This is a genomic window from Collinsella sp. HCP3S3_E5 (assembly GCF_052067635.1).
In the GTDB taxonomy this organism is placed as follows: Bacteria; Actinomycetota; Coriobacteriia; order Coriobacteriales; family Coriobacteriaceae; genus Collinsella.
In genome coordinates this window covers 1-12,725 of record NZ_JBQHQF010000034.1, presented here as the reverse complement: position 1 = coordinate 12,725, position 12,725 = coordinate 1, and the positions used below count along the sequence as shown (strand labels likewise).

General features: G+C 61.0%; 11 protein-coding genes. 6 read left to right on the top strand and 5 right to left on the bottom strand.

Annotated features, from left to right (window positions below):
* Positions 1 to 313: 313 nt before the first annotated feature.
* From queA to ACTM82_RS08495, 3 genes are all read right to left on the bottom strand, one after another.
* Positions 314 to 1,525, bottom strand: a complete 1,212-nt coding sequence (queA, locus tag ACTM82_RS08505; RefSeq protein ID WP_441055720.1) for a tRNA preQ1(34) S-adenosylmethionine ribosyltransferase-isomerase QueA — start codon at positions 1,523 to 1,525, stop codon at positions 314 to 316.
* A 70-nt stretch (positions 1,526 to 1,595) separates the two neighbouring features.
* Positions 1,596 to 2,171, bottom strand: a complete 576-nt coding sequence (locus ACTM82_RS08500) for an epoxyqueuosine reductase QueH (protein WP_441055709.1) — start codon at positions 2,169 to 2,171, stop codon at positions 1,596 to 1,598.
* 129 nt (positions 2,172 to 2,300) lie between these two features.
* Positions 2,301 to 2,870, bottom strand: a complete 570-nt coding sequence (locus ACTM82_RS08495; RefSeq protein ID WP_441055711.1) for a DUF3267 domain-containing protein — start codon at positions 2,868 to 2,870, stop codon at positions 2,301 to 2,303.
* Positions 2,871 to 3,002: 132 nt separating this feature from the next.
* Here ACTM82_RS08495 and ACTM82_RS08490 point away from each other — a divergent pair, with 132 nt between their 5' ends.
* Together ACTM82_RS08490 and ACTM82_RS08485 are read left to right on the top strand one after the other, a co-directional pair.
* A complete protein-coding gene (locus ACTM82_RS08490) occupies positions 3,003 to 5,153 on the top strand; it encodes a methionine--tRNA ligase (protein ID WP_441055713.1) in 2,151 nt (716 codons plus the stop codon).
* Positions 5,154 to 5,304: 151 nt separating this feature from the next.
* On the top strand, positions 5,305 to 6,408 hold the full coding sequence (locus ACTM82_RS08485) for an RsmB/NOP family class I SAM-dependent RNA methyltransferase (protein WP_441055715.1): 1,104 nt from the start codon (positions 5,305 to 5,307) through the stop codon (positions 6,406 to 6,408).
* Between the two features lie 21 nt (positions 6,409 to 6,429).
* On the opposite strand, the gene ACTM82_RS08480 is transcribed toward ACTM82_RS08485, so the two are convergent.
* The gene (locus ACTM82_RS08480; RefSeq protein ID WP_427794449.1) at positions 6,430 to 6,600 is read right to left on the bottom strand and encodes a hypothetical protein; all 171 of its coding nucleotides are present in this window, start codon (positions 6,598 to 6,600) and stop codon (positions 6,430 to 6,432) included.
* 188 nt (positions 6,601 to 6,788) lie between these two features.
* Here ACTM82_RS08480 and ACTM82_RS08475 point away from each other — a divergent pair, with 188 nt between their 5' ends.
* On the top strand, positions 6,789 to 7,880 hold the full coding sequence (locus ACTM82_RS08475) for a hypothetical protein (RefSeq protein WP_427719823.1): 1,092 nt from the start codon (positions 6,789 to 6,791) through the stop codon (positions 7,878 to 7,880).
* 106 nt (positions 7,881 to 7,986) lie between these two features.
* On the opposite strand, the gene ACTM82_RS08470 is transcribed toward ACTM82_RS08475, so the two are convergent.
* The gene (locus tag ACTM82_RS08470; RefSeq protein ID WP_427719822.1) at positions 7,987 to 8,877 is read right to left on the bottom strand and encodes a DegV family protein; all 891 of its coding nucleotides are present in this window, start codon (positions 8,875 to 8,877) and stop codon (positions 7,987 to 7,989) included.
* A gap of 318 nt (positions 8,878 to 9,195) precedes the next feature.
* Here ACTM82_RS08470 and ACTM82_RS08465 point away from each other — a divergent pair, with 318 nt between their 5' ends.
* The 3 genes from ACTM82_RS08465 (at position 9,196) to ACTM82_RS08455 (ending at position 12,213) form a co-directional block, all read left to right on the top strand.
* The gene (locus ACTM82_RS08465; RefSeq protein WP_441055718.1) at positions 9,196 to 11,112 is read left to right on the top strand and encodes a fructose-1,6-bisphosphatase; all 1,917 of its coding nucleotides are present in this window, start codon (positions 9,196 to 9,198) and stop codon (positions 11,110 to 11,112) included.
* Positions 11,113 to 11,190: 78 nt separating this feature from the next.
* Complete coding sequence (locus ACTM82_RS08460; protein ID WP_427719820.1) at positions 11,191 to 11,586, top strand: GtrA family protein; 396 nt, start codon at positions 11,191 to 11,193, stop codon at positions 11,584 to 11,586.
* Positions 11,587 to 11,805: 219 nt separating this feature from the next.
* Positions 11,806 to 12,213: a GtrA family protein gene (locus ACTM82_RS08455; protein WP_370450581.1), complete on the top strand. Its 408-nt coding sequence runs from the start codon at positions 11,806 to 11,808 to the stop codon at positions 12,211 to 12,213.
* Positions 12,214 to 12,725 lie beyond the last annotated feature (512 nt).

Here is a 12,725-nt window from a genome sequence, read left to right as displayed (position 1 = left end):
ACATGCCGGGGGCGGACCGGGACGGGTTAACGGCAGGCCCCGCCGACCGATTGCAAGCGGTCGGCGGGGCCATTGTGGCTCTTGACAGCGGATTGGGTCATATGAGCGAAAACCCGCCAGAACGGCAATCTCTTGACAACCAAAGAAATGCCGATGTTTTGCCAGCGACAGCGAGCGGGTCGCATTTGAGGCAAGGTGACGTGAAACGAAAGGGCGCTGACCTTCTGGTCGCGCCCTTGAAGTTGAACGTCAGATTGTCCAAATGCGGCCCGCGCAGCGTCGGCCGGTCCGCCGTTCGGTAGAACGGCGGAACCTACTGAATGAGCATGGCGTCGCCAAAGCTGAAGAAGCGGTAGCGCTGCTCGATAGCGGCGGCATAGGCATCCATGATCTGATCGCGGGTGGCAAGTGCGCTCACGAGCATCATGAGTGTGGAGCGCGGAACATGGAAGTTAGTGATCAGCGCGTCGACCACGTGATAGGTCGAGCCGGGCATGAGGTAGAGCTGCGTCGTCGCGTTCTCGCGCGCCACGATGTCACCACGGCCGAGCGTGTCGGCCCCGTCCTTACGGCCCTCAAAATAGCGCGCCGTCACAGCCGGATCGGACACCGGCGCGTCCGCGTCAAACGCACTCTCGAGCGAGCGGACTGCGGTGGTACCGACAGCAATCACGCGATGCCCCTCGGCCTTAGCCTTATGCACGGCGTCGACAACCTCCTGCGACACGTGATAGCGCTCGGTGTGCATCACGTGCTGCGTGGGGTCGTCCTCCTCCACCAGACGGAAGGTATCGATGCCCACCTCGAGCTCGACAGCGGCAAACTTCGCACCCTTGGCCTCGATAGCGGCCATGAGCTCGGGAGTAAAGTGCAGGCCCGCCGTGGGAGCGGCAGCTGAGTGCTCCTCCTTCATGGCGTAAACGGTCTGGTACTTCTCGGGATCGCCCTCGTAATCGGTAATGTAGGGCGGCAGCGGCACGTGGCCGGCAGCATGGATAGCCTCATCGAGCGTGCGTGGCTCGCCGGCGGCATTGCAACCGGCTGGCTCAAAACGCACCAGGCGGCCGCCGCGGCTATCGGTGACAAAGTCGACGACCTCGGCCGTCAGCACCACGGGCGCGCCCTCGGGCGCATGGGCGCCACCGGCGCGATACTCAATCTGAGCGCCGGGCTTTAAGCGCTTGCCCGGCTTGACCAAGCACTCCCAAACGTGACCCAGCGGATCCACGTCCTCGCGGCGCTTGAGCAGCAGCGTTTCGACCGCGCCGCCCGAGCCTGTCTTGCGACCGATAAGGCGGGCCGGCATCACGCGCGTCTGGTTGATGACGAGCACGTCGCCCGGCTCGATATAGTCGATGATGTCGCGAAAGATGCGGTGCTCAACGGTACCGCCATGCTCCAGTGGCGTTCCCGCCTGGGAGCCCTTGCGATCCACCACCAGTAGGCGGCAGGAGTCGCGCGGCTCAGCAGGAGCCTGGGCAATCAGTTCCTCAGGAAGGTTGTAGTCAAAATCATCGGTACGCATAGACACGTCGAATACTCCTTATATAGCTAAAATCCGCTCTACATCCTAGCAGGCTGCCAGCCCAAAAGAACTACTTTTTGGCGGCTTTGCGCTCGTCGCGGATGCGGGCGCGGTCCATGGCCGCCTCGACGGCCGAGAAGCGGCAACCACAGTAGTTCTGCCGATACATGCCCAGCTCGCGCGAACGGCGTGTCGCCTCGGGATAATACGGGCGAAAATCGCGAATCACCGGGGTGAGACCATGTGCCGCCGCCAAGCGCTCCAACACATCATTGCAGGTGTCGAACAACTGATACGGCGAGACGGCGAGCGTCGTGCCCACAAACTCAAACCCGCGCTCCTGGGCCACACGGCATGCCTCGGCCAGGCGCAGGGCATAGCACGCACGACAGCGACGGGGTCGATCGGCGCCCAGCGGGGCCACGCCGGCCTCCCAGCGCTCGCGGTCCTCCCCCGCCTCGATAAGCTCGATGTCGCCATCGGCACACCACCGGCGAAGCTCGTCCAAACGCCGCTGCCATTCATCGCGCGGCTGAATATTGGGGTTGGTCCAGCAAATCGTGGGCTCAAACCCCTCCTCACGCAGCAGACGAACCGGCTCAAGCGAGCACGGCGCACAGCACGCATGCAGCAGCAGCGGCTTCATGGACATCTCCTCCCAATCTTTGCCCAGGGTAGTCTTTTTGGGACGGGGCTATTTTGACTACTTTTAACGTAAAGCAGTCAAAAATACCCATCTCCAAAAAGTAGTCAAAATAGCCCCGTCCCAAAAAGACTACTGACCAAAAAAGCGCACGCCAAAGGACGTGTCCTCGCAGGCGACAATGCGGCGGTCGCGCAAAATGGTCCGCACGTAATGCCAGTCGCCCACACAGCCCGACAAATGCAAGCCGGCTGCCAGGTAGCACAGCAGCGGATAGCCCGAAAACGCAAACCCCAGGGTAAACGCTGTCGTCACGACAACCGTCGGCGCCAGACAAACTGCCACGTACCGCCGGCGCGAATACACCACGCCCTCGGCGCAGGCGTAAATCATGCACGTCTCGAGGTTCGCCCCAAAGGTCACGTGCGCACCGGCGGGCGCAAACAGCTTAAAGAACACGCCGTGCACCAACTCGTGCACGGCAAATGACGCCGCCGAAACCGCAGCCAAGCCAACTATCCAGCCTAAGACAGCCGTCCAGCCACCCGCGTCAGCCGCATCCAAGTCCGCGGGCCCACCCAGCAGCATAAACACCGGCACCAGGCACACGGCAAATGCGCCAAGCACGGCCATCCCCCACACAAAGCAAGCGTGCAGGAAATCCTCGTCTTCAAACGCATGTATGTTGGAAATCTCATTCATAGCATCTTAGGATAGCGCCCCTGCCACGTACCCGTCCGCATGTGCGATAATGTCGAACGATATGCACGAATTGACCACCGCGTCGCCGAGCCCCGCGCCCGGCCACGCTCTCACCATATGCGAAGGAGTCCCATGGCATCCAAATACTCCATGAACGACCGTCCCAGCTGGCCCCGCCGCGCCATCGTCACCGCCGGCGAGCCCTATGGCAACAAGGGTCTTCACTTTGGCCACGTTGGCGGCGTCTTTGTCCCGGCCGACTTCTTCGCCCGCTTCCTGCGCGACCGCCTGGGCCGCGAGAACGTCATCTTCACCTCGGGCACCGACTGCTACGGCTCGCCCATCATGGAGAGCTACCGCAAGCTCAAGGAGAACGAGGGCTACGATAAGTCCATTAGCGAGTATGTCGAGTCCAATCACTCCCGTCAGGCCGCGACTCTCAACAACTACAACATCAGCTGCGACATCTACGGCGGCTCGGGCCTTGAGCCGGCGGCGCAGATTCACAACAAGGTGACCGCCGAGATTATCGAGCGCCTGCACGAGCAGGGCACCATCTCCAAGCGCTCTACCCTTCAGTTCTACGACGCCAAGGCCGGCACGTTCCTCAACGGTCGCCAGGTCATCGGCCGCTGCCCCATCCAAGGTTGCAAGTCCGAGAAGGCTTATGCCGACGAGTGCGACCTGGGCCACCAGTTTGAGCCCGAGGAGCTCATCGCGCCCAAGAGCCAGCTCACCGGCGAGGTGCCCGAGCTGCGCCCGGTCGACAACCTCTACTTCGACCTGCCGGCCTACCTCGACTTTATGAAGACCTACACCGCCAAGCTCGCCCAGAACCCGCAGGTTCGCTCCGTGGTCTCCAAGACCATGGAAGAGTGGCTGCTGCCGGCACAGCTCTACATCCAGAACAAGTTCCGCGAAGCATTCGATGCCGTCGAGGATCAGCTCCCCGAGCACACCGTGCTGGAGCCCGAGGGCAACAAGAGCAGTTTTACCGTCACCTTCCCCAGCTGGAAGGAGCGCGACGACGCCCACGCGGTGCTCGCCAACGGCGGCGTGCGCTTCCGTAGCGGCAAGGCGCTCGTGCCCTTCCGCATTACCGGCAACATCGACTGGGGCGTTCCGGTGCCCGAGGTCGATGGCGTGACCGATGTCACCTGCTGGTGCTGGCCCGAGAGCCTGTGGGCGCCCATCAGCTACACCCGCACCGTGCTCGCCCGCGACGCCCGCGCCGCCGGCGTGACCGAAGGTGTCGCCGCCCAGGACGCCGCCCTTATGGGCGAGCCCGCCGCCGATTCCACGCAGGTCCCCGCGCCCACCTACCAGCACAGCTCGCTCGACTGGCGCGACTGGTGGTGCTCGGACGACGCACAGATCTACCAGTTTATCGGTCAGGACAACATCTACTTCTACTGCATCGCGCAGACCGCCATGTGGGAGGCCCTGGGTTGGAACCTCACGCAGAGCACCGTCAGCGCCTGCTATCACCTGCTCTACATGGGCAAAAAAGCCAGCTCGTCCTCGCAGACGCCTCCCCCGCCGGCAGACGACCTGCTCAACCACTACACCTGCGAGCAGATGCGTGCGCATTGGCTGTCGCTCGGCCTGTCCGAGAAGCCGGTGAGCTTTAGCCCCAAGGCATATGACACACGCGTGACCGGCAAAGACAAGGACGGCAACGAGGTGCGCGCCTGCGACGACAAGCGCGTTATCGACCCGGCCCTTAAGGAGAGCGCACTTTTGACCGGCGTGTTCAACCGCCTGGCCCGCAGCTGCTTCTACGGCGTCGCCGTCAAGGAGGGCGACGAGAGCCCCTACCGCAACGGCTGCATCCCCGCCGGTGCCGCCTCCGCCACCGTGGTCGAAGCCGCCCAGCAGGCAGCTCTCGCCTTTGAGCAGGCCATGTACAAGTTCGAGACGCACCGTGCGCTCGCCGTGTGTGACGACTACCTGCGTGCCGCCAACAAGCGCTGGAGCGACGCCTCCAAGGCTGCCAACAAGCTCGAGGGTAGCGAGGCAAACGCCGCAATGACGCAGGCACTGGTCGACGCCTTTACCGAGCTGCGCGTGGCGACCGTGCTCATGCACGGCATCGTCCCGGCCGGATGCGAGCTCATCTGCGAGTACTTCGACGTCGATCCGGTCGCCTTCTTTAGCTGGGATAACATCTTTGCCTCCACGGATGAGTTTGTGGAGAGCCTGGGCGAGGAGCCCGGCGAGCACCGCGTAAAGCCGCTGCCCCCGCGCTTCGACTTCTTCAGCAAGCACGAGAGCCAGTACTAGACAAACGCCAAGGCAGAGTAGTCAATTTGGGACGGGGCTATTTTAGCTACCCCGTCCCAAATTTAACTGCAACGCCTGCCGAAACGGACGGGCAGCTAAAATAGCCCCGTCCCAAATTGACTACTTTTAATGGAATGGGAAGGAAAGACGGATGTCCAAGCCGCGTCGTCGTAAGCAGAAAAAGCAGGTTAAGCCCGAGCTCAAGCTTAGGCAGTTTGCCGCCACCGAGCTTTCCGACCAGCTTGCCGCCCAACACTCCGCCGCCGACCTGCCGCGCTTTATGGTCGACACGGTCGCCGGCGCCTATGCGCCTGCCGATGCCGAGCTCATGATTGAGGGCTTTGGCGCCGCAGCCACGCGACCGGTCACGCTGCGTGCCAACACGCTCAAGGCAACCGCCGAGGACATCGCCGCCGCGCTCGACGCAGCCGGCATCGCCCACCAAACCGTTGCCTGGTACCCGGACGCTTTCATCCTGCCCGAGGCCCAGGTATCCGATCTGTGGGATCTCGACATCTACCGCAACGGCAAAATCTATCTGCAGAGCCTGTCGTCCATGATGCCTCCTTTGGTGCTGGGCGCTCAGGCCGGCGAGGATATCCTGGACATGTGCGCGGCCCCCGGCGGCAAGACGACGCAGATCGCCGCCCTCACCCAGGGACAGGCGCACCTCACCGCCTGCGAGATGAGCATTCCCCGCGCCGAAAAGCTCGAGGCCAACTTGGGCCGCCAGGGCGCCAAAAACGTGCCCGTCATGCGCATCGACGCACGCGAGCTTGACGAGTTCTTTCGCTTTGACCGCATCCTGCTCGACGCCCCCTGCACCGGCACGGGCACCGTCATCAGCGGCAACGAGAAAAGCCTGCGCGGCCTGACCGAGCAGCTGCTCTGCAAGTGCGCCCGCTCGCAGCGCGCGCTTCTGGACCGCGCCATGGGCGCCCTCAAGCCAGGCGGCACGCTCGTCTATTCCACCTGTTCGATTATGCCGCAGGAAAACGAGGACGCCCTGCAGGAGGCCCTCGACAAACACATGGACTGCGAGCTCATCCCCCTCGACGGCACGCCGAGCGAAAGCGAAACGCGCCGTGCTCAGGAAGCTGGCGAAGAGCCGCGCGTCGAGAGCAACGCCCTCACCGAGGCCATCGCCACCGGCCACGTCTCGACCGTCGCCAACGGCATGCCCGGCACGCTGACCATCCCGCCCAGCCGCGACTTTGAGGGCTTCTACATCGCTCTGATCCGAAAACGCAGCTAGCGCACGGACCAACTCAACAAGCTATCTCCGTGCGCGCCTGTCCTGCTGGTCCTTATGCCGCGCAAGCGCTTCACGCTCCTTGCGCTCGGCTCTTTTGCCCTTAATGGCCGTAACCACAAAGTAGATGACCGCGGCGGCTACGATTGCGCCCACGCATAGGCCAATCGAGCTCAATATTGTCGTGATTTCCATACCGCGCCACCTCTCTTATAAACGGGACATCCAAGATAGCACCTCGATTCCCGCCACCACAGCTCCTTCACGTTCGCGGCCCTTCAGTCTAACGGATGGCGCGGCGGGGAAAAATCAACTCGTCAAACGTTTTAGCAACGTAGCGCCGGTCGCACGCTGCCGACCGCACATTATAGAAACGGACCGCAATGGATTCTCTCAACGATTTGAACGAGCGTGTTGACGCTTTTGTCGCCACCAGCTCCTTCGACACGCCCGCCGCGACGACCGACCAAGCCCCCATCGATGTTCCCGCCGAGGTTCACGAGGACATCGTCGCCTCGGTCGATTTCTCAGAGGTTGAGCTTGCGGACGAATTTACCGAGCCCCAGGTGGCCGTAACCCCCGGCGGCCTCTTGCCCATGGAGCCGCTGCCCATCGATGGGCGCCTGCGCAAGGCGGCCCTCCGCATGCCCGATGAGATCGAGGAGGCCAGCGGCTTTACGCTCTTTGGACGTCGCATCAAATCGCTCATCTACACCACCGACGTGGCGGTCATCCGCAACTCCAATGCCGACGCCGTGTTTGCCGTCTACCCCTTCACGCCGCAGCCCGCCATTACGCAGGCGCTGCTGACTGTTGCCGAGTGCCCGGTCTTTGTGGGCGTTGGCGGCGGTACCACCACCGGTAAGCGCTCCGTGCAGATGGCGGCAGTCTCCGAGATGCAGGGCGCGGCGGGCTGCGTGGTCAACTCCCCCGCTACCGCCGAGATGGTCGAGCACATCACCAACATCGCCGACATCCCCGTCATCGCCACGGTCGTTCGCTGCGATGACGATGCCCACGCCAAGGTGCGCGCCGGGGCCAAGATCCTCAACATCGCCGCCGGCAAAAACACGCCCCAGGTCCTACGCGAGCTGCGAGAGCACTATCCCAGCCTGCCGCTCATCGCACCGGGTGGCAAGACGCCCGAGAGCATCCGCGAAACCATCGCCGCCGGCGCCAACGCTATCATCTGGACGCCGCCTTCGGCCCAGCAGCTGCAAACCGACATGATGGAGCGCTACCGCAAGATGAAGGAAGACGCCACGCCTGTCATCTCGCGCGACGATGTGCCCATTATCGACCAGGTCGCCGCCGCCGAGGTCAGCCAGGTCGAGAACATGAATCCCGACGTGCCGATTCCCGACGAGGTCATCGAACGCGTCGCCTCGATCCACGATCATATCGAGGAGCGTCGTGCCAACCGCGGACTCAAGCCCTCGCTACACGGTTTCTTCTTCCGCGGAAAGAAACGCTAGCAAAACATCTTGGCCCGCCCCGCAAACAACGGGACGGGCCTTTTTCTGTTATCAAATGTCAGGAGGACAGGCGTAGCCGTTAAAACCGTCAGCCAGCCCACAAACGTTAGTCCACGCGCTTGTCGCCCATAAAGAAGAGCGCCACCGTACCAGGTCCGGTATGCGAGCCAATCAGAGTACCGATGTCATTAATCTCAATCTTGCCTTTAAGCTGCGGAACCTGTTCCTCGATCAGCGCCGCAACTGCCTCGGCATCCCCGCGACACGCCGAGTGCGACATGATGCACTTACCCGAATAATCCGCACCGCCCTGCACGTGTGCCATCATGGTCTTAGCCATCTCGGAAATAGCACGCTTCTTGGTGCGAATCTTCTCACGCGGCGCCAGCTCACCTTCGCAATCGACCGTCATAAGCGGGCAAATCTTGAGCGCCGTGCCGATGATCGCGCTCGCGGCCGAAATGCGACCGCCGCGCAGGTAGCTCGACAGATCGGTCGAGAAGAACCAGTGGTGCAGGTTGAGTTTATGCTCCTCAATCCAAGCGGCCGTCTCGTCGAGCGAAGCGCCGCCATCGCGAACGTCGGCGGCACATTCCGCCAGCAGGCCAAGGCCCGAAGACGCCGCCAGCGAATCGATGACGCGCACCTTGCCGCCCTGGGGATAGCGATCCGCGAGCATCTGCGCCGCAACGCAGGCCGATCCATACGTGCCCGAAATACCCGACGACAACGTCAGGTGCAGCACGTCTTTACCCTCGGCAACAAACGGCTCCCAAAACTCCTCGTACTCACCCACGCTCACCTGAGACGTCTTGGGCATGGCGCCCGCGGCAATCTGAGCAAAAAACTTGTCCGGCGTAATCGACTGATACAGATCGTCCGTATAGACAACATCGTCGATCTCGTAATGAAAACACACGACAGGAATATTGCGCGACGCAAAGAACTCACGGGTTCGATCGGCGGCGGATTCACAGGTCAGGACAAAATCACTCATATGAGGCTCCTTACTCATTGCTGCGCAAATTATCGCACAGCATGCGTGAATACGGTACAAATGTCCGTTATTTACCAAATTGAACCAAAGGTAGTGAACATCTTTACCGTCATCATCTCTAGCGATCCCGGAGGTATGCGCCTGCAAAAATGACCCCATGTCTCCACTCAACCGCCATATCTACCTTGACTAAATCGATTTAGCAAACCGTTCGGCCAACAATTCAATCTCCTAACCCCAATCGAAACAAAAGCAGCGCATACTGATAAACGTTTGACGCTGTTTATCAGTTTTACCAACCACATCGGAAGGTGTTTCATGGTCGCATTCGATCGCAATCCGCAAGACTTCAAGTATCTGCGCCTGCTGTCGAGACAGTTCCCCACCGAGCAATCCGCATTCACCGAGATCATCAACCTCTCGGCCATCCTCAACCTACCCAAGGGCACCGAGCATTTTATGAGCGATGTGCATGGCGAGTACGAAGCCTTTATGCACATCCTCAACAACTGCTCGGGCGTCGTGCGCGAGCATGTCGACGAAATCTTTGGCGACACGCTCTCCTTTAACGAAAAGGGCGAGCTGTGCACGCTCATCTACTACCCGCGCGAGAAGATCGATCTGGTCCGCAGCCGGCACGAGGACTCGCCCACCTGGTACAAGACCATGCTCAACCAGCTCATTGTGGTTGCCCGCTCGCTTTCGAGCCGCTACACCCGCTCCAAGGTACGTAAGGCCATCCCGCGCGATTACGCCTACATCATCGACGAGCTGCTGCACACGCATCCGGACGAGAACAACTACCGCGTGCGTTATCACGAGCGCATTATCGAATCCATCTTGGAGACCGCCAGCGCCGACGACTTTATCGAGTCGCTCGCCTCGCTCATCAAGCGCCTCGCCGTCGACCACCTGCACTTGGTGGGCGACATCTTCGACCGCGGCGGCGGCGCGGCCAAGATTATGGACCGTCTGCTCACCTATCATTCGCTCGATATTCAGTGGGGCAATCACGACCTGTTGTGGATGGGCGCCGCTGCCGGCGAGCCTGCCTGCATCGCCACGGTGCTACGCAACAACCTGCGCTACGACAACTACGAGATTCTCGAGAACGACTACGGCATCTCGCTGCGCGAACTTGTCGCCTTTGCCAACGCCACCTATACCGCCGGCGAGCCCATCAGCCCGCTCATCAAAGCCATCAACGTTCTGCTCTTTAAGCTCGAGGGCCAGATTATCCAGCGCCACCCCGAGTTCGACATGGCCGACCGTCTACTGCTCGACAAGGTCGATCACGATGCCGGCACGGTCACCCTCGCCGACGGCAGCGTGTGGCCGCTCACGACTAACGACTTCCCCACCGTCGATCCAGCGGACCCCTACACGCTCACGCCCGAGGAGCAGCACATCATCGACAAGCTCGTGTCCGAATTTGTCACCGCCGATCATCTGCATCGCCACATCGATTTCCTCTATACCCACGGCTCCATGTATAAGGTCGCTAACGGCAATCTGCTGTTCCACGGCTGCGTACCGCTCAACGAAGACGGCACCTTTAGCAGCATGAACTGCCTGGGTACCTGGCACGCCGGCCGCGATTATTTTGATTTTTGCGACTATATCGCCCGTCGCGCCTGGCGCGTCGGCGACCGCGATGCCCTCGACTGGATGTGGTACCTGTGGATCGGCTTTAACTCACCCGCCAGCGGACGCGTGGTGCACACCTTCGAGCGCGCCTACATTGCCGACAAGAAGACGTGGGTCGAGCCGATGGACCCGTACTACACGCTCACCACGTCCTCGTCCGTTTGCGACGACATCATGCGGGAGTTTGGCGTCGCCCCCATGGCTTGCTCGCCGACGGGCCATATCATCAACGGCCATACGCCCGTCAAGACCACCAAGGGCGAGCAGCCCATCCGCGCCAACGGAAAGTTGCTGGTCATCGACGGCGGTTTCTGTCGCGCCTACCACCCCAAAACGGGCATCGCCGGTTACACGCTCATCTCGAGCTCGCGCGGATGCCGCCTCAAGTCGCACCAGGCCTTTACCAGCGTTGCCGAGGCGCTCACCCGCAACATCGATATCGAAAGCGAGACCAACCGCTTTGACGAGGCCGACCGGCGCCGCATGGTGAGCGACACCGATACCGGCGTCAAGATTCGCAGTCAGATCCAAGACCTGCGCCAGCTCCTCGATGCATATAGAAACGGTGCTATCGAGGAGCGCGCCTAGCCCCGCCTGCGGGGATTGGTTAAACTTGCTGGGTTTGTCATCCCCGCGGCGCCCCGGCGCCACCCTAAGGCAGGTACCATGCAAAAGCTCCTTGCGCAGATCATAAAGTTTGGCGTCGTCGGCGTCGTTGCCACCGTCATCGACTTTGGCATCATGAATCTGCTCCACTACGGCCTGGGCCTCAACATCTTGATCGCCAACACCAGCGGTTTTATCGTCTCGCTCATCTTTAACTACGTCGCGAGCATGAAGTACGTGTTTGCACACAAGGAGGGCATGAGCCGCCGCCGCGAGTTCATCATCTTTGTCGTGCTATCCGTTATTGGCCTGGCGCTCAACGACGGCATCGTGCTTGCCCTCAACGCCGGCCTGGGCCTCGAGGCCAATATCGCCAAGATTTGCGCTACCGCACTCGTCATGGTCTACAACTTTGTAACGCGAAAGATCTTCCTAGAGGGCGAGCAGGCCAAATAGGTCGGCCTCCTCGTTGCACCACGGGGACCTGCGGATGACGCGCGTCAAGCGCAGCGTTGCCTGGGCCTTGCTCGTTTACGGGAAGATTTACAGCGTTTGCGGATTACCTCTTGAATATTTGGCGAGTTCGTATAGTTCTTGCCAAAGACCTTACGTTTGCCATGCAAAAGCTCTAAAGTATCTCGTTGCTCGATTCATCAACGCATTGGATGTGATTACGTGCGCAACGCGCTGGCACAACCTCATACCAAGCAGTTCCTCAAGTTCGCTGTCGTGGGTCTTATCTCCTTTGGCGTCGACTGGGGCATGCTTATTGCGCTCGTCGAGCTGTTTCACCTCGACTTTTTGATGAGCACGACGGTCTCGTTTACCACGTCCGTCGTGGTTAACTACTGGCTCAGCATGAAGTACGTGTTCGACCATCGCGAGGGCATGAGCCGTAAGCGCGAGTTCACGATCTTTACCATCCTGTCGGTGATCGGTCTGGGCCTCAACGACCTGTACATGTTTGTGGGCGTCACGTTTTTGAGCATCGGCTACCAGGCCATGAAGGCCATCGCCACGTTCCTGGTCACCTGGTACAACTACTTTAGCCGTCGCTTTTTCCTCGAAGGCGCACGGTCGTAGACGGCCCAACATAATCTCGCTTCGCAGCCGGTTGGAATTCTCGTTCCAACCGGCTTTTTGTTTGCAGAGTCTGCCGAGGAAGGCGGGCTACGGTGCATGAATGGGACGCAGTTTCCCCATGAACGCCGTTCCGGAAAGTGTATCCCAGATTGCAGCCTCAGAATGGGATGCAGCTTCCGCAACGCCGTCCTAGCGGAAACTGTGTCCCGGAATCAGTCAACAGGACGGGACGCAGTTTCCAGATGAGCCCCATGCGGAAAGCCCATCCCGGAATGAGCCCCCAGAGCGGGACACGCTTTCCGAAACCCGCCCCATCGGGAAACTGTATCCCGGTCTGAGCGTGGATTCCGGGAAGCAGTTTCCCGCGGACGCCGAAACGGAAAGCGCATCCCGTTATCGATGGGGACTGCGGACAAAAAGTTGGACCGTTGAGGTCCGGAACGGAGTCCGCATGGCATACAGTAGGAGAATGGTGGAGAGGGCCAGGGCGCTTCGCGGCGCCGGGCTCACCG

What these genes read in the sequence shown, in the direction of transcription:
- queA (WP_441055720.1), bottom strand. Translation starts at nt 1,525, where the DNA reads ATGCGTACCGATGATTTTGACTACAACCTTCCTGAGGAACTGATTGCC.
- ACTM82_RS08500 (WP_441055709.1), bottom strand. Translation starts at nt 2,171, where the DNA reads ATGAAGCCGCTGCTGCTGCATGCGTGCTGTGCGCCGTGCTCGCTTGAG.
- ACTM82_RS08495 (WP_441055711.1), bottom strand. Translation starts at nt 2,870, where the DNA reads ATGAATGAGATTTCCAACATACATGCGTTTGAAGACGAGGATTTCCTG.
- ACTM82_RS08490 (WP_441055713.1), top strand. Translation starts at nt 3,003, where the DNA reads ATGGCATCCAAATACTCCATGAACGACCGTCCCAGCTGGCCCCGCCGC.
- ACTM82_RS08485 (WP_441055715.1), top strand. Translation starts at nt 5,305, where the DNA reads ATGTCCAAGCCGCGTCGTCGTAAGCAGAAAAAGCAGGTTAAGCCCGAG.
- ACTM82_RS08480 (WP_427794449.1), bottom strand. Translation starts at nt 6,600, where the DNA reads ATGGAAATCACGACAATATTGAGCTCGATTGGCCTATGCGTGGGCGCA.
- ACTM82_RS08475 (WP_427719823.1), top strand. Translation starts at nt 6,789, where the DNA reads ATGGATTCTCTCAACGATTTGAACGAGCGTGTTGACGCTTTTGTCGCC.
- ACTM82_RS08470 (WP_427719822.1), bottom strand. Translation starts at nt 8,877, where the DNA reads ATGAGTGATTTTGTCCTGACCTGTGAATCCGCCGCCGATCGAACCCGT.
- ACTM82_RS08465 (WP_441055718.1), top strand. Translation starts at nt 9,196, where the DNA reads ATGGTCGCATTCGATCGCAATCCGCAAGACTTCAAGTATCTGCGCCTG.
- ACTM82_RS08460 (WP_427719820.1), top strand. Translation starts at nt 11,191, where the DNA reads ATGCAAAAGCTCCTTGCGCAGATCATAAAGTTTGGCGTCGTCGGCGTC.